Origin of the sequence: Psychrobacter sp. UBA2514, from assembly GCF_002341255.1 — a bacterium.
GTDB lineage: Bacteria > Pseudomonadota > Gammaproteobacteria > Pseudomonadales > Moraxellaceae > Psychrobacter > Psychrobacter pacificensis.
Genome location: NZ_DDNS01000025.1, coordinates 1 through 15,057 on the forward strand (window position 1 = coordinate 1; position 15,057 = coordinate 15,057).

Consider the following 15,057-nt stretch of genomic DNA (forward strand, 5'->3'; position numbering starts at 1 on the left):
GTCTGATGAGGGCGTATTATAGAGGGTTTAATTTTTGTGTCAACCTGTTTTGTTGATGTTTTTGGAATTATTTTAGTGGAATATAAAATGGTAGTTTTTTCAATGGGTTGGAGTTGGTTATTTTTGATGCACTAGAGATGAGTAGATATGTGCCCTTGATTATGTTTTATCCTAGTAAAAATATTTAGTTCCAGTAGATAGATGCGTTTTACCACCTTTTAGCTTCATTCTATATTGGAACAGTCCTCTCTATAGTTATACTTTACAACTTACCCATCCTCTCAAAAAACGCCTTATATGCAGCGACTTTCTTATCCAACGATAAGGGATAGGCGCGTGAGGTCGATGGTAATCTATATAAGGTTAAGTTATTGACATCCATTTTTTTCTTATCTGCATCCTGCCATTGATAAGGGTAATCCATACTTTGATTGGTTTTTGGATGTTTTGATTTGGCAATTGACTCATCTAATAACCCAAGTAGGACTTCGGTCGCCTTGCCTCCTGTCGTGAACAATGTCGCTACCTTTGGCACTTGCGGCAAAATAACATCTAGATCAACTGGCGTGACGACTGTTAGATTTTTATCCGAAGCATTACCCGTCTCACGAATGGCTTGCTTGACCGTTGGGCAAGAAGCGATGCCACGCTCGAACATAAAATTGCGTATGCGCTCAGGGTCAAAGCGCTTCTCATCGCCGACTCTAAAATAGTTAGCGTCATCAAAAAACACTCGGCCATAGATACGCCACATATCATTATAAAAATTGGGATAATGAAAGTTCATTGCCCATTTATCGCTAGTCGGCGGAAACGTACCCATCATCATGATAGTCGCATTTGGTGGTAAAACAGGCGCAAAAGGATGATTTTCAATTTCTCCTGATGAACTCTCGGTTGCTACTATCTCGTTATTAGCCTTGTTATTAGCGTCTTCTTGGGTGTTTGATGGTGTTATAGTCATGATATTCTTCATCAGAAAAGCGGTTTTTTTGGTATCATAGCAAGCCTAGATACTACTGCACTTATGATAATTTCATACAGTCAAACTTAGTCGATTCAAATAGTGTGACAATATGAAAATAATATAGTCGCTTAGCCTGAGCGGTTTAGGCTTGGCTGCCAATTGTGAGTGTCTAACTGATCACTTTTGGTGACATTACACTCTTATACAAGTAGCACGTTTATTTGATTTGCATGGTCATTGAGGTTTTTATTTTACTATCAATGAGACCAAACAGAGTTAAAGTGGGGTAAGTGTTTGTATCTTTTTATATTAATAGCAACCGCAATGACTGCGCACGCATCAGACAAAAAACCAAGAGAATACTTATGAGTGATTTAAACAACGATTTAAACATTACGGTCATTGATCATCCATTGGTCCGTCATAAACTCAGCCTCATGCGCGAAAAAGACTGTAGTACTTATAAATTTCGTACATTGACCAAAGAGCTTGCACGCTTGATGGCTTATGAAGCAAGCCGTGATTTTGAAATTGAGACCTTCCCAATGCAAGGCTGGTGTGGCGAAATCACGGGTGAGCAAATCATTGGTAAGACAGCGACTATCGTGCCGATTTTGCGTGCGGGTATTGGCATGCTTGATGGGGTGCTCGATCTAATTCCTACTGCTAAGATTTCTGTGGTCGGTTTGCAGCGTGATGAAGAAACGCTGCAGCCAGTACCATTCTTTGAAAAATTTGTCAGTCACATGGACAAGCGTCCTGCGCTAATCATTGATCCAATGCTAGCTACGGGTGGCTCAATGGTTGCGACCATCGAGATGCTAAAGAAAAATGGCTGTACTAATATCAAAGCATTGGTATTGGTGGCTGCACCTGAAGGCGTACGTTTGGTAAACGAAGCACATCCTGACGTAACTATCTATACCGCTGCGTTAGACAGCCATTTGGATGAGCACGGTTACATCATCCCAGGTCTAGGCGATGCGGGCGATAAAATCTTTGGTAAGCAGTTATCAAATAGATAAGTCTCATTAGGGTAAATAAAGCCGTCATCAAGGTTATGGCAACAGCAGACAACATCAATAATAAGGATAGATCATGAACGTATTGATTACAGGAGCGAGCGCGGGTTTTGGCAAAGCGTTGGCAGAGCGTTTGGTGGCTAATGGTCATCGCGTGATTGGTTGCGCTAGACGTATCGATAAGCTGAATGCTTTAGCAGAGATTTTAGGTGAGAACTTTTTACCTGTGGTGATGGATGTGAGTGATACGGATTCTATTCCGCAAATCGTTGCTGACTTGCCTGATGACTTTAAACACATTGATGTCTTGGTTAATAATGCAGGATTGGCGCTGGGTACAGAGCCTGCTCACAAAGCCAGTCTCGATGATTGGATGCAAATGGTCGATACCAATGTTAAAGGTCTAATGTCATTGACTCATGCAGTCTTGCCAGCGATGGTCGAGCGCGATAGCGGATATATCATCAATGTCGGCTCGATTGCTGGTAGCTGGCCATACTTTGGTGGCAATGTGTACGGCGCAACTAAAGCGTTTGTCAAACAGTTCAGCTTAAATTTACGTGCTGACCTTGTCGGTACGCAGGTGCGTGTGACCAATATCGAACCGGGCGTAGTCGCGGGTACTGAGTTTTCAAACGTGCGCTACCATGGTGATGACGATAAAGCAGCTAAAGTCTACGATGGCTTTAAGACCATGACAGGTGAAGATATCGGCGATATATTACTGTGGTTGATTGAGTCGCCTGCGCATATCAATGTCAATCGTTTGGAAGTGATGCCAGTCGCGCAAACCTATAACGGTCTAACGGTGGCTAAAAAAGACCGTTAAAAGCGCATCTATTTAACAATCAACGTAACTCGTAAGACCGAAGCAATATAGATGACTCTATATTGCTTTTTTTTATGTCCTCAATTGTTACCTCATTTACCAAGCGTAAGTCCTGAAAGTCCATAATCAATACTTCATTACGCAGGCGCTCGCTAGTGCGCTTATTATGACGTATGGGAAACCCTAATACTTGCTTACCGACGATGGTGATTTGATTAACGATTACCTTTGAATGAGAAACCTGATGAGTTGCCATTTTTTGTGCGTTAATGATTGCCGTGGCTGGATTGACGGTGGTGGTGAGTAGCTTTGTTTGTCGTACCACTTTTGGCATCTCTCCTGCAAAAAATAATACCTGACCTAATGGCATATATTGCGCATGGCGGGTCAGCTCTTGACGAAACAAAGCGGGCATTTCTACATTAAAACTGTCTTCTGTTTGTTGATAAAACGCGGTAAAGTTGCGATGCAAATACCGTCCGAATACTGTGGTATTGATCCATTCTTGATAAATATCGTTCGCCAGTAGTCGTTTGGTAAAAGTATTGGCATCTATCGTGACCTCATTATCCAACATCGACAATAAAAGCGCTTGTGGACTGGTAAATGTCTGCTGCTCCCAGACCTGTGGATACAAGCTACTATCCAATGACGACAATATCGATTTGCTCATACCCTTCTACCCTTATCAGTTATCGCTACTGCTTTTACCGTTAGCTAAATTCTATGCTATGGTCAGATGACTGCTTCAATATAACAGTCTTTTATTCGCGGTATGAATACGTTTGTAAAAATACATCTTGACCACTCAACCAAGATGGCTTGATAACCAAAAGTGATGTCATTCTATGAAAAACCTCCTTTTTTCTCTACCCGCATCATATCGATTACGAACAATCGATATAAAGACAGCTGATGGTACGGCGCTACCCATATCTGTCATTGGGAATGGTAAACCCATCATGATGATGCATGCTTATGGCATGGATGCGCGTGAGTTTTTACCTTTTATACTGCCACTGATTGGTAAATATGAATTTTACTTGCCACATTTTCGAGGTTTTGGTGCGGCAAAAAATATTGAGTTGACGCAGTTTGATTTCGTGCATCAGTATGCTGAGGATATTGATACAGTGATTGAGCACATCTGCCTGAGTCGTCACGTAGAGTCATTACCCATTGCCGCGATTTCGATGGGTGCGCTTGTGATGTGGTCATATTTTGAACGTTTTGGTACAGCCAGAGTCAGTCGCTATCTAAATATTGATCAAAGCCCTGTGATTCACAATCAACCAGATTGGCAAGGCGGATTGTTTGGGGATCGGCAAAAAGAGAGGTTTGCCGTGTTTCAAGAAATTGTCGATAGGACACTGCCGTACGCGCACGTTGAACACTTTACGCACTTGCCGTTTTCTCTCAAGCGCCGCGTGACCGATGTTGAAAGATTGTTTTCTTTACTGTCTGTCAGCCGTCCACGCTCAAAAGCTGTCGTACAAGCACTTACTCATCAAAACGATCATAAGCTGGCATTTTATAATCACCAAACATGGCAACACAAAATGCGCTGCCTGCAGGCGTATCTCGCCATACCTTATGATTTTCGGGCAGGTATAGAAAACGTCACCATCCCAGTGGTCAGTCTCATTGGTGGTCAATCAAAACTCTATGATCCCAATTGGCAGCAAGAAATCACACGTATGCTACCCAATGCTCGTGACGTCATCCTACCGCGCTCAGGACATGCCGTCCCTATGGATGAGCCGATTGGTTTTCATAAGGTGTTAAAGAAGTTTTGTGAGAATGATTTACGAGTCGCAACCAAAAAGCGACTTAGTAAAGTCGCTTTTTTAGGAGATGCTGCCAAGTTCATGAGTTAATCCACTAGGGGTTTTATCAGCTCAAATCTAGGCACTTCTGTGCCATCACGCATCACAGTTTCAGCAAACATCGACAGCGGTCGTACCCATACGCCGTACTCACCATAAAGACAACGATAAACGACTAAAGCTTCTTCGGTTTCGGAATGATGCGCGGTATGCAATACTTGGTAAAGATTGCCTTTATAGTGTCGGTAAATGCCTTGGGCTACCGAATTTTGATTTTTTTGAGACATAAACCACTCATTTATATTGATAATTAAAAGATGCTTTGTACTTTTGCTGCAAGCTTGGGTTTTATACCCGCCCATTCAGAATAGACCATACTATACATCACGGTATCTGAAATAACGCCGTCACGGCGTACTCGATTGCCACGAATCACACCATCCTTTTTGGCACCTAAGCGCTCGATGGCTTGTTGTGAGCGATGATTATCGACATCTGTACGCCAGCCTACGGTTTGATATTGTAGCGTTTCAAATATATAAGTGAGCAGTATGAGCTTACAGGTTGTGTTGACATGCGTGCGCCAGTAAGATTTGGCATACCAAGTATAGCCAATCTCTAATCTTTTGGTAGTCGGCAAAATGTCATGGAAGCTGGTTGAGCCAATCGCTTTACCAGTACGCTCATCAATGACGGCAAAAGCTTGCCTATCCGTCATTGAATCTGCAACATTAATATAATCCATGACCTTGTCTGGCTCAGGTATAGACGTCTCGTTTATCTGCCACAGCGCACCATCTTGGCAAGCCTCAATCAAGTCAGTAGCATGAGCGTGCGTTAATGGCTCAAGGATAATGCCATTACCCGATAAGGTAACCTGTTCTAGCATTTATCTCTCCTCAAGCCATTATTGATATGGGCAAGCGCTTAAGCAACCGTCACTTTTGCATAAGCCTTTTTACCAGCTTGAATCACAACTGTTTGACCTGAGGTTAAGCTAAAGCCAGCATTGACCACCTCACCATCGACTTTGACTGCATTACGCTTGATCATGTCTTTTGCCGCTGCACTATTTTTTGCTAAACCTGCTTGGTTTAATATCTGTGTGATAAACAAGGCCTCTTGACCCTCTTCAAGCGTCAATGTCACTTCTGGCAAATCAACGGGCAACTCACCATCTGCTAGGACATTGCCCGCTGATTTATGCGCGTTGGCAGCGGCATCCGCATCATGGAAACGCTCAATCAATTCTTCGGCTAGGATACGTTTGATTTCTTGTGGATTACGACCAGCTTCCATTTCCGCCATCAAGCCTTCGATTTCGTCCATTGGCTTAAAGCTCAAAAACTCAAAATAGCGTTGGATTAAGGTATCTGGCATCGACAGAATTTTTTGGTACATGGTGCCTGGTGCATCATAGATAGCAACATAGTTGCCGAGCGACTTAGACATTTTATTGACACCGTCCAAACCTTCTAAGATCGGCACCGTAATACACACTTGCGGCTCTTGACCATAACGGCCTTGCAACGTACGACCCATCAATAAGTTAAAGGTCTGATCTGTACCACCTAGCTCAACATCCGCTTTTAGGGCGATAGAATCATAGCCTTGTACCAATGGGTAGAGAAACTCATGAATTGAGATAGGTGTTTGCGATGCGTAACGTTTCGAGAAGTCATCGCGCTCAAGCATACGCGAGACCGTCTGCTGGCTCGCAAGCTGAATCATATCAGCGGCGCTCATGTCACTGAACCACTCAGAGTTGAAGACCACGCGGGTTTTTTCTTTGTCCAAGATTTTGAATACTTGCTCAGCGTAGGTCGTAGCATTGGCTTTGATTTGCTCATCAGTCAATGGCGGACGCGTGCTATTTTTACCAGAAGGGTCACCAATTTTAGCGGTGTAGTCACCGATTAGAAAATAAATCTCATGACCCAAATCTTGAAAATGCTTGAGTTTATTGATCAGTACCGTATGACCTAAATGCAAATCAGGCGCGGTAGGATCAAAGCCTGCCTTGATACGTAGCGGACGGTTGAGCTTTAGCTTAGCCACTAAGTCGTCTTCAGATAATATCTCTTGCGTACCGCGCTGAATTAGGGCCAGTTGTTCTTCTAGGGTGTAGGTTTGATCGGTCATGATGCTCTCTATATATCGCTTGAATTGGGATTTTTAGGAATATTGGTTACTGGCGCAACCCCTTATGACGTTTAGAAGCTCAAAGGGTTAGAAAAAATGCTAGAATTTGACGGATATACTAGCGTTTTTTAAGGTAAATTGCCATGACCAACCCCGCATCCATTGCTGACACTGAACACAATGCTATCGCCGACTTACTTATGAATAATGGTTTGGGTAATGGCTCAGACGATATTGATGATTTGACCGATGATAATTCGAACTATGCCACACTGACCGACGCGCTTGAGCAAACGGTGTTTGAAAGCTTCGATGATGGTTTATATATCGGCATGATGTCAGGCACCAGTTTGGACGGGATGGATGCGGTTATTTGTCAGTTTAATCATGACATGGGCGATAAAGAAACTACCAACAAAGAAAGCATCAGTGATGAAGGCAGCAGCCAACCACCAATGCAGCTGCTGGCGACGTATAGTCAAGATTTTCCACCACGATTGCGTGAGGTCCTACTGGCATTATGTCAGCCCAATGGTGTGAATCAACTCGTACCAGAGGCCGATGAGCCAACTAGCGAGCTTGACTGGTTTGGTTGGGCAAGCCGCGAATATGCGGAATTTGCCAGCGAAGTAGTCAATACCTTATTACAGCAAGCAGATATCGATGCTGAATCAGTACTGGCGATTGGCTGTCATGGGCAAACGGTACGCCATCGTCCGCAGATGGGTTTTAGCTTGCAATTGGTCGATGCCAATATCATCGCTGAGCGTACTGGTATTAGCGTTGTCAGTGATTTTCGCCGCCGTGACATGGCAGTTGGTGGTCAAGGTGCGCCTTTGGTACCTGCCTTCCACCAAGCACTGTTTGGCACATCCGATAATACACGCGTGATATTAAATTTGGGTGGTATTGCTAATATAACCGTCTTGCCTGCTGATGGAAAAGATCAGGTTGTTGGCTACGATACGGGACCTGCAAACTTACTATTGGATGCGTGGACAGCATTGCATAATGATAATAGCTATGATGCGAGCGGTGCTTGGGCGCAGTCTGGGAAAATTATCGAGCCACTACTCGAGCAGCTGTTGGCACATCCGTTCTTTACTCAGCCTCATCCAAAAAGCACGGGGCGCGAAGTTTTCAACTTAGCTTGGCTACAAGATGAGCTACAAACATTCGATCAGGCTTCTGTCTATACCCGCTACTCATCTGCAGATGTACAAGCCACTTTGACTGAGCTAACTGCCATCAGTGCAAGCGCGCAGATCAATAATTTTATAACTACTGATAAAAATAGCTCGGTGTCTGTCTGCGGTGGCGGTGCTTTGAACGATTATCTGATGACGCGTCTGCAAGCCCATCTACCCCACTCTACGGTAATGACCACAGATCATTTAGGGCTGGCACCAACATGGGTAGAGTCAGTCGCTTTTGCTTGGTTAGCCAGACAAACATTGATGGGTGAAACTGGTAATCTACCCGCTGTAACTGGTGCCAATAAAGGTGTGGTATTGGGGCAAGTTTGCTTTGCCTGACCAGTTAGATTTTAGTTTACATACGTGCACCAATGTGTTTTATAATAACTTTAAAAACGCCATCCTCTTAGGACCCGTAAGTATAGGACATATCGCATGAGCCAACACAGCACTTCACCTATCGACCAAGCCACCAATGATGACACAAATAATATGACCGCAGCTCCTTTATACAAATCGCGTCAAAAACCGCCTCATTATGAGCGCTCTGATGATACGCGTGTGGTGGTGACTGGTATGGGTGCCATCACCCCGCTTGGTCTAGACGTGGATAGCTCATGGACCAAATTGCTCAATGGCGACAGCGGTATCTCACCGATCACCCATTTTGATGCGACTGGCTACCGCGCACAAATCGCAGGTGTGATCAAAGATTTCGATGCCAAGCAGTACATGAGCGCCAAAGATGCGCGCCGCTATGATGAGTTTATACATTACGGGATTGCAGCGTCTTCTATGGCATTGAAGAATGCTGGGTTTATCGATGAAGTCAGCGCTGCTGATGCGCCAGTACAAGAGGTTGACCAAGATCGCTTTGGTATTATCTTGGGTTCAGGTATTGGTGGTATCCAAACCATCGAAAACAGCCGAGATACCCTACGTGAAAAAGGCGCCGCCAAAGTATCACCTTTCATTATCCCAGGATCTATTGTCAATATGGCAGCAGGATTGGTCGCGATCAAACACACACTAAAAGGCCCAAATCTTGCCACATCAACCGCTTGTACCACTGCCACTCATGCTATGGGTTTGGCAGCGCGCTTGATTGCTTATGGTGATGCTGATGTCATGTTGGCTGGCGGTAGTGAAAAAGGCTCAAGCCCGCTTGGTATAGCGGGTTTTAGTGCCATGCATGCCCTCTCCACGCGTAACGATGAGCCAACCAAAGCATCACGTCCGTTTGATAAAGGCCGTGACGGTTTTGTACTGGGTGATGGTGCTGGCATGGTCGTCTTAGAAAGCCTTGCTCACGCCAAAGCGCGCGGTGCCACCATACTGGCAGAGCTGGTCGGGTTTGGCATGAGCGATGACGCGAGCCATATTACCGCACCACCAGAAGATGGTAGCGGCGCTGCAAAAGCCATGCGTAATGCCCTCAATGATGCTGGGATTGAACCCGCAAGCGTCGGTTATGTCAATGCGCACGGTACCAGTACCCCTGCAGGTGATGTCGCTGAATCAATTGCTATCGAAACCGTGTTTTCACCAGTGAAAAACAGTATTTTGGTGAGCTCAACCAAATCTATGACAGGACACCTGCTTGGTGCAGCGGGCGGCGTGGAAGCCATATTTACGGTGCTTGCCCTACAGCATCAGCACGTACCACCGACGATTAACCTAGAAGAGGTTGAGGACAACTGCAATCTCGACTATGTGGCCAACCAATCACGTAAGGTCGATAACCTGCAATATGCTGTATCCAACAGCTTCGGCTTTGGCGGTACCAATGGATCTTTGATATTTGCACGCTGGCCTGTCAATCAATAACTCGTAGCCAAAAGCCTATCATGCGATACGATACCGCTTTATCGTATGCTCACTTTGTCGCTTCGCTACTTTGCCACGTTGTAACGTTGGTGTCAGTTTGGCTACGTTTGTCCACTTGCAGCCCCTTATCGTACTTGCGTATGATAAGGGGTAATTTTTGGAACATTTATGGAAGATACCATGTCAAGCTACTCATTTTCCCATCAGTTTTATCAGCATTGGACGTGTGCACCTGAGACCGTACGCGCAGCCATTACCCAAGAGCTAAAAGACATCACGACCCTACTACAAGCAGAGACTGTATTTGAGAGCTTTGAGTTCAATACACATGATTTAGATGCGTATGTGGATGAGCTGTATAACAACTATAATGCCGAGCAAGCCATTGCCAAAGCGATCATAGACAAACAAGAACAAGAACGCGCGGCGGCTGAAAAGCAGCAGTTGGAAGAAGCCCAGAAGAAAGAGGCCGAAGAGACGGCGCGCAAAGCAGAAGCAGCTCAAAAAGAACAAGAAAAAAATGAGGAGCTGGCTGCAAATAAAACCCATAATAAAAAAGACAATCTAACCGAACAAGAGGCTGTAGACGATGCGGTGGATCACCTAAAAACTGAGAAGGTCAGCACGGGCGCAGCAAGTGGTGAGAATAACAACAGCACTGACAGTCAGACGATTAGCAAACAGGCTGCTACCCTGAGTGATAAACCCATCAAAAATATACCAGACAACGCCAATACCACGATCAACTTGGTACTAGAAGACAGTGAGCTGGATGCGACGGATCAGACACTGATTCGTGAGCTTGAAAACCAAATCGACGACTACTTGAGTGAGCAAATGATGCTCATGTCTGAAAACCTAAAATCTTGGCTACGTGCCGAGATGACACAGCATTTCAGTGAGCAAAATACGTCAGCTACCACTGAAAACGCGCCTAAGAAAAATATTCACTAATGGCAACAATTTCTATTTTCTAAAAAGCCTTGCAGCACAAACATTAAAAAGCCCCGTAAATTATTTACGGGGCTTTTTAGTACTTTTAGTTAATGTTTTGATCTTGGTATTAAATGGCTTTGGTACGTTCAGTCAACCACTCAAGGGCGGCACCTTCTACGCGATCATTTAACTCTGCATAGACTTGACTGTGATAGCTATTTAACCAATCGATCTCGACTTGATCCAGTAGTGATGGCTCAATCAGACGCGTGTCGATTGGGCAATAAGTGATGGTTTCGAAGTGTAAGAATTGACCAAATTCTGTCTCAGTAGGATTGGCAACTGGTGTATTCACAACCAAGTTTTCGATACGGATGCCCCACTTACCCTCACGGTATAGACCTGGCTCATTGCTTGAGATCATACCGACTTTCATCGCACGCTCTTTTGGTGTGCTCGCGCTATAAGCAATGACTTGTGGGCCTTCATGCACATTTAAGAAATAACCAACACCGTGACCAGTACCATGACCATAGTCCATCTGAGCTTGCCACAATGGGGCGCGGCAAATCGCATCAATTAATGGAGAGGCGATACCATCAGGGAAATGGGCATGAGCGAGTGCAATATGGGCTTTGAGTACGGTCGTAAAGTCACGTTTGTGCTCAGCGGTAACTTGGCCAATACCGACCACGCGAGTGATATCTGTCGTACCGTTTTGGTACTGAGCACCTGAGTCAATGAGTAGTAAACCACCTTCACCCTCAGCCACATCAAGATAACTGAATTTCTCTGGCGTCGCGCGGTAATGTGGCAATGCCCCATTTTCATTGAAACCTGCGATAGTTGGAAAGCTTGGCGATACATAATGCGGCTGACGGCTACGCACCTCTATCAGCATACTATCTACATCCAGCTCACTCAGGCGCTCGCCTGCTGCTAGACGCTGTTCAAACTCAGAAAAGAACGCTGCTAAAGCCGCACCGTCTTGACGCATGGCCTCACGCACATGATCGATATCTGAGTCAGACTTGACAGACTTGAGCAGTGTGCTTGGTGCCATTTGCTCAATAAAGCCAATATTGTCTGCCATTTTGGAGAGTGTCCCAACGGCAACTTTATTTGGGTCTAACAGCAATAGATCTTCTGGTGTTAATGAACTCAATGCATCTTGTACAGCAGAGTAATCAGCCAATGTGATACCGCTATCTTTTAGACTTTGTACAATATCTTCGCACGCTTTATCAGTATCAACAAACAATGTTGCGCTGTCTGCATCAATCAGCATATGTGCTAAGAACACTGGGTTGTAATCAACATCAGCACCGCGCAAGTTCGTCAGCCAAGCGATGTCATCTAAGCTTGAGAGCAGATGATGGGTTGCGCCAGCATCCTTCATACCTGCGCGTACTGCTGCAAGCTTTGAGGTCGCAGACTGCGCAACAAACTGCTCATCATGTGCATACAATTTGGCATCTGGCAGCGCAGGACGATCTGTCCAAACGCTCGTCAATACGTCACGTTCAGTGATCAAGGTAATATCATTGGCATCAAATGCACTCAATAGTCGATCTTGCTCAGCGATAGAGAGCACATTACCGTCTATGGCGACGCTATCGCCCTCTTGCAAATGATCGGCCAGCCAGTCGATATGGTTTGGCTGACCAGGTGCCAACTTCTCCAACGTGATACCCGTACCCTCTAGCTGCTCAGCGGCATGTACCCAATAACGACTATCCGTCCATAGACCGGCAAAATCAGCCGTCACAACCAAAGTGCCTACTGAACCTGTAAATCCTGATAGCCACTGACGGGTTTGCCAATACTCTGGCAAATACTCAGACAGATGTGGATCAGCAGAGGGCACGATAATCGCCGTGAGATCTTGAGCCACTAGTGTTTTGCGTAGCGTATCGATACGCGCTTGGATAATTTGTTTATTCATTGAATGTGTCCTTATTTATTTTAGATAAATTATTTAGAAATCGAGAGGTGAGTAGCAACTATGAATAGTCGTCTTATTAGATGCTGCTTGATAGTATTGCAGTAGAACATAACTAGATGTTTGGGCAGAATGTAGGCTTTCAATAGCCTAAAAAATATCTCACTGATTGAAATAATAAAACGTGCTGCCAGTTATGGTAACACGTCTTATCATGAGTTATGGACTGATTCTAAGGGCATGATAGAGGATTTGCATACACCAGTTATCTGTCTTTATTGGCGTACCTCGTCAGCGTGCTCGCTTTTTTGCAGCATATTATTGATAGGCTTAGCCAATACCAACAGTATCACGGCAGAGACTACCAAGAAAATCGTCATAGTGGTAAATAAAGTCGGCAAACCTTCGATTTTGTCCGCTGAAACATGACCACCAAAGAATGCCGCAACCAAATTACCCATCGCAATAGAAGCAAAGAAAAGCCCCATCATCTGACCTTGCATGCCTTTTGGCGCAAGCTTGGTCATTGATGACAGACCTACCGGGCTAAGCGCAAGCTCACCAAGAGTCAATAACAGCAGACTTCCTACCAACCATAAGGGCGACGCTAAACCAGCACCAGGCACTAAGATGCTTTTTGAGGCAAAAATCATCAAGGCAAAACCAGCGGCGGCAAGTAGCATACCAAGTGCAAATTTCGCCATACTGCTCGGCTCAAGGCCTCTGTTTCCTAGCTTGACCCAAATGATACTAACGATCGGTGCCAATATTAAGATAAATAGTGGGTTTAGTGACTGAAACCAAATACTTGGTATCTCAAACCCCATAATATTCAGGTCTGTATAACGATCGGCAAATAGGTTAAAAGAGGTTGGCTGCTGCTCAAAACTTGACCAAAATAGCGTAGAACCAATGATTAAAATAAAACAAATCAATAAGCGCAGTTTGTCCGTCTTATCCAATCGCGGTGAAATAAACATAATGGCAAAGTAAAGGATGACAACGGCTGCAATGATATAGGTCATATACTCCGCCACCATCTCAGGATTGAATGACACCATACCCGTAGAGATTAACAGCACCGCAGCGACCAACAATGCCACAAAACCACCTACCCAACGGCCAATGTTTTTGTACTGATCATTGGATTGCTCCCACTCAGCATCGACACCTTTGGCCTGCGCATAACGCGTCAAGTTCTTGCGGGCGATAAAGCGGTAGGTAAGCAAGGATACGAGCATCCCTAAACCACCAACGCCAAAGCCGACATGCCACATGCCTTTTTCTTTGAATACGCCAACGATGAGCGCCGCCAATAGCGCGCCAATATTGATACCCATATAAAATAAGGTAAAACCGCCATCACGGCGAGCGTCACCCTTAGGATACAAAGCGCCAACCATCACTGAGATACAGGTTTTGAACAGTCCTGAACCCAAGACAATACAGATCAAACCGACAAAAAACAGCGTCATACCAAACATGGCAGAAAGCGCAATACATAAGTGACCAAGGGCAATCACAATACTGCCCCACCACAGGGCACGCTCTTGACCCAGCCAGTTATCTGCTAGCCAACCGCCCGGTACGGCTGCCAAATATAAGGAACCGGCAAAAATACCATAGATAGCAGACGCCGTGACTTCATCGAACCCAAAACCACCACTGCTCACAGTTGCCACCATAAATAGCACGAGTAGCGGGCGGATACTGTAGTAAGAGAAACGCTCCCACATCTCAGTAAAAAACAACGAGCGTAATGGCGCAGGATGACCCATAAAGCCATTGTCTAGTGCTTGCAGCTCAGCCGCACTAGCTTCTGATTTTGATTGTGTACTCACAACTTTATTCCTTTAAAGGTTATTTTGGTAATGACCAAATGCCTAATTATTCCGATAAGCGGTCATATAGGCGGAACATTGTTTCACTTGGTTATACCCAAGTAAAGAAAAAGTTGGCTAAAAATTACACAAATACCCACAAAAAAGCTCGCTCTCAATCGCTGAGAACGAGCTTTTTTGTGGTCTTCAATGCAGTCCTATCGTATTGATATTACTGCTAGTAGAGACTTTGATAACCACTCATTTAAGAGTCGTTTTTTGCTATATAAACAATAAATTGCAATGTCAAAAAGGGGCTGTCCTAGATAAGTAAAATTATTTAGGATAGCACTATGAGAAAGAGTAAACTAAGTTGGTATAAACAAAACAGACTCATCGAGCTATTTGTTGCCGGTTCTACCGCGAGAACAGCAGCAAGCCTAATTGGTGTTAATAAAACCACAGCCAGTTATTACTTTCATAGGCTACGAGTGCTTATTTACGAGAATAGTCAAGACCCTGGTCTATTTGAAGGCGAAATCGAAGTAGA

The 15,057-nt window shown here is 44.7% G+C and carries 13 protein-coding genes and 1 pseudogene; 7 read left to right on the top strand and 7 right to left on the bottom strand.

Annotation, left to right across the window (positions count from 1 at the left end; all coding sequences use genetic code 11):
- Positions 1 to 262: 262 nt before the first annotated feature.
- Positions 263 to 964 carry a DNA glycosylase gene (locus B3V51_RS08140; RefSeq protein WP_286708228.1) on the bottom strand — a complete coding sequence of 234 codons (702 nt, stop codon included), beginning with the start codon at positions 962 to 964 and terminating at the stop codon, positions 263 to 265.
- A gap of 368 nt (positions 965 to 1,332) precedes the next feature.
- On the opposite strand from B3V51_RS08140, the gene upp reads away from it, so the two are divergent.
- Positions 1,333 to 1,992: a uracil phosphoribosyltransferase gene (upp, locus tag B3V51_RS08145; RefSeq protein WP_058023728.1), complete on the top strand. Its 660-nt coding sequence runs from the start codon at positions 1,333 to 1,335 to the stop codon at positions 1,990 to 1,992.
- A 73-nt stretch (positions 1,993 to 2,065) separates the two neighbouring features.
- Complete coding sequence (locus tag B3V51_RS08150) at positions 2,066 to 2,818, top strand: SDR family NAD(P)-dependent oxidoreductase (protein WP_186474926.1); 753 nt, start codon at positions 2,066 to 2,068, stop codon at positions 2,816 to 2,818.
- Positions 2,819 to 2,837: 19 nt separating this feature from the next.
- Here B3V51_RS08150 and B3V51_RS08155 read toward each other — a convergent pair whose 3' ends face one another.
- Positions 2,838 to 3,491 (bottom strand): hypothetical protein, encoded by a 654-nt coding sequence (locus tag B3V51_RS08155; protein ID WP_186474927.1) that lies wholly within the window; start codon positions 3,489 to 3,491, stop codon positions 2,838 to 2,840.
- Positions 3,492 to 3,666: 175 nt separating this feature from the next.
- Between B3V51_RS08155 and B3V51_RS08160 the strand changes: the two genes are divergently transcribed.
- On the top strand, positions 3,667 to 4,695 hold the full coding sequence (locus tag B3V51_RS08160) for an alpha/beta fold hydrolase (RefSeq protein ID WP_186474928.1): 1,029 nt from the start codon (positions 3,667 to 3,669) through the stop codon (positions 4,693 to 4,695).
- Here the strand turns inward: B3V51_RS08160 and B3V51_RS08165 are convergent.
- Genes B3V51_RS08165 through tyrS form a run of 3 tightly spaced genes read right to left on the bottom strand, consistent with a single transcriptional unit; the run spans position 4,692 to position 6,786 of the window.
- On the bottom strand, positions 4,692 to 4,931 hold the full coding sequence (locus tag B3V51_RS08165; protein ID WP_186474929.1) for a DUF1653 domain-containing protein: 240 nt from the start codon (positions 4,929 to 4,931) through the stop codon (positions 4,692 to 4,694). The two genes, B3V51_RS08160 and B3V51_RS08165, sit on opposite strands and share 4 nt — an antisense overlap.
- A gap of 23 nt (positions 4,932 to 4,954) precedes the next feature.
- Entirely contained in the window at positions 4,955 to 5,533 is a 579-nt protein-coding gene (locus B3V51_RS08170; RefSeq protein ID WP_186474930.1) for a GNAT family N-acetyltransferase, read from the bottom strand.
- A 38-nt stretch (positions 5,534 to 5,571) separates the two neighbouring features.
- Entirely contained in the window at positions 5,572 to 6,786 is a 1,215-nt protein-coding gene (tyrS, locus tag B3V51_RS08175) for a tyrosine--tRNA ligase (RefSeq protein WP_186474931.1), read from the bottom strand.
- A gap of 143 nt (positions 6,787 to 6,929) precedes the next feature.
- On the opposite strand from tyrS, the gene B3V51_RS08180 reads away from it, so the two are divergent.
- From B3V51_RS08180 to B3V51_RS08190, 3 genes are all read left to right on the top strand, one after another.
- The gene (locus B3V51_RS08180) at positions 6,930 to 8,321 is read left to right on the top strand and encodes an anhydro-N-acetylmuramic acid kinase (RefSeq protein ID WP_212564104.1); all 1,392 of its coding nucleotides are present in this window, start codon (positions 6,930 to 6,932) and stop codon (positions 8,319 to 8,321) included.
- 153 nt (positions 8,322 to 8,474) lie between these two features.
- Positions 8,475 to 9,809: a beta-ketoacyl-ACP synthase II gene (fabF, locus tag B3V51_RS08185; RefSeq protein WP_212564478.1), complete on the top strand. Its 1,335-nt coding sequence runs from the start codon at positions 8,475 to 8,477 to the stop codon at positions 9,807 to 9,809.
- 168 nt (positions 9,810 to 9,977) lie between these two features.
- Positions 9,978 to 10,763, top strand: a complete 786-nt coding sequence (locus tag B3V51_RS08190; RefSeq protein WP_212564103.1) for a hypothetical protein — start codon at positions 9,978 to 9,980, stop codon at positions 10,761 to 10,763.
- 109 nt (positions 10,764 to 10,872) lie between these two features.
- Here B3V51_RS08190 and B3V51_RS08195 read toward each other — a convergent pair whose 3' ends face one another.
- Entirely contained in the window at positions 10,873 to 12,690 is a 1,818-nt protein-coding gene (locus tag B3V51_RS08195) for an aminopeptidase P family protein (protein WP_186474934.1), read from the bottom strand.
- Between the two features lie 272 nt (positions 12,691 to 12,962).
- The gene (locus B3V51_RS08200) at positions 12,963 to 14,465 is read right to left on the bottom strand and encodes a peptide MFS transporter (RefSeq protein ID WP_186475407.1); all 1,503 of its coding nucleotides are present in this window, start codon (positions 14,463 to 14,465) and stop codon (positions 12,963 to 12,965) included.
- A 395-nt stretch (positions 14,466 to 14,860) separates the two neighbouring features.
- Between B3V51_RS08200 and B3V51_RS08205 the strand changes: the two are divergent.
- Positions 14,861 to 15,057: pseudogene (locus B3V51_RS08205) on the top strand (IS1595 family transposase); the annotation flags it as partial.

Coding starts and splice junctions, on each gene's coding strand:
- B3V51_RS08195 (WP_186474934.1), bottom strand. CDS start 12,690: ATGAATAAACAAATTATCCAAGCGCGTATCGATACGCTACGCAAAACA.
- B3V51_RS08155 (WP_186474927.1), bottom strand. CDS start 3,491: ATGAGCAAATCGATATTGTCGTCATTGGATAGTAGCTTGTATCCACAG.
- B3V51_RS08180 (WP_212564104.1), top strand. CDS start 6,930: ATGACCAACCCCGCATCCATTGCTGACACTGAACACAATGCTATCGCC.
- B3V51_RS08165 (WP_186474929.1), bottom strand. CDS start 4,931: ATGTCTCAAAAAAATCAAAATTCGGTAGCCCAAGGCATTTACCGACAC.
- B3V51_RS08170 (WP_186474930.1), bottom strand. CDS start 5,533: ATGCTAGAACAGGTTACCTTATCGGGTAATGGCATTATCCTTGAGCCA.
- B3V51_RS08160 (WP_186474928.1), top strand. CDS start 3,667: ATGAAAAACCTCCTTTTTTCTCTACCCGCATCATATCGATTACGAACA.
- B3V51_RS08150 (WP_186474926.1), top strand. CDS start 2,066: ATGAACGTATTGATTACAGGAGCGAGCGCGGGTTTTGGCAAAGCGTTG.
- B3V51_RS08190 (WP_212564103.1), top strand. CDS start 9,978: ATGGAAGATACCATGTCAAGCTACTCATTTTCCCATCAGTTTTATCAG.
- B3V51_RS08140 (WP_286708228.1), bottom strand. CDS start 964: ATGACTATAACACCATCAAACACCCAAGAAGACGCTAATAACAAGGCT.
- fabF (WP_212564478.1), top strand. CDS start 8,475: ATGACCGCAGCTCCTTTATACAAATCGCGTCAAAAACCGCCTCATTAT.
- B3V51_RS08200 (WP_186475407.1), bottom strand. CDS start 14,465: ATGGGTCATCCTGCGCCATTACGCTCGTTGTTTTTTACTGAGATGTGG.
- tyrS (WP_186474931.1), bottom strand. CDS start 6,786: ATGACCGATCAAACCTACACCCTAGAAGAACAACTGGCCCTAATTCAG.
- upp (WP_058023728.1), top strand. CDS start 1,333: ATGAGTGATTTAAACAACGATTTAAACATTACGGTCATTGATCATCCA.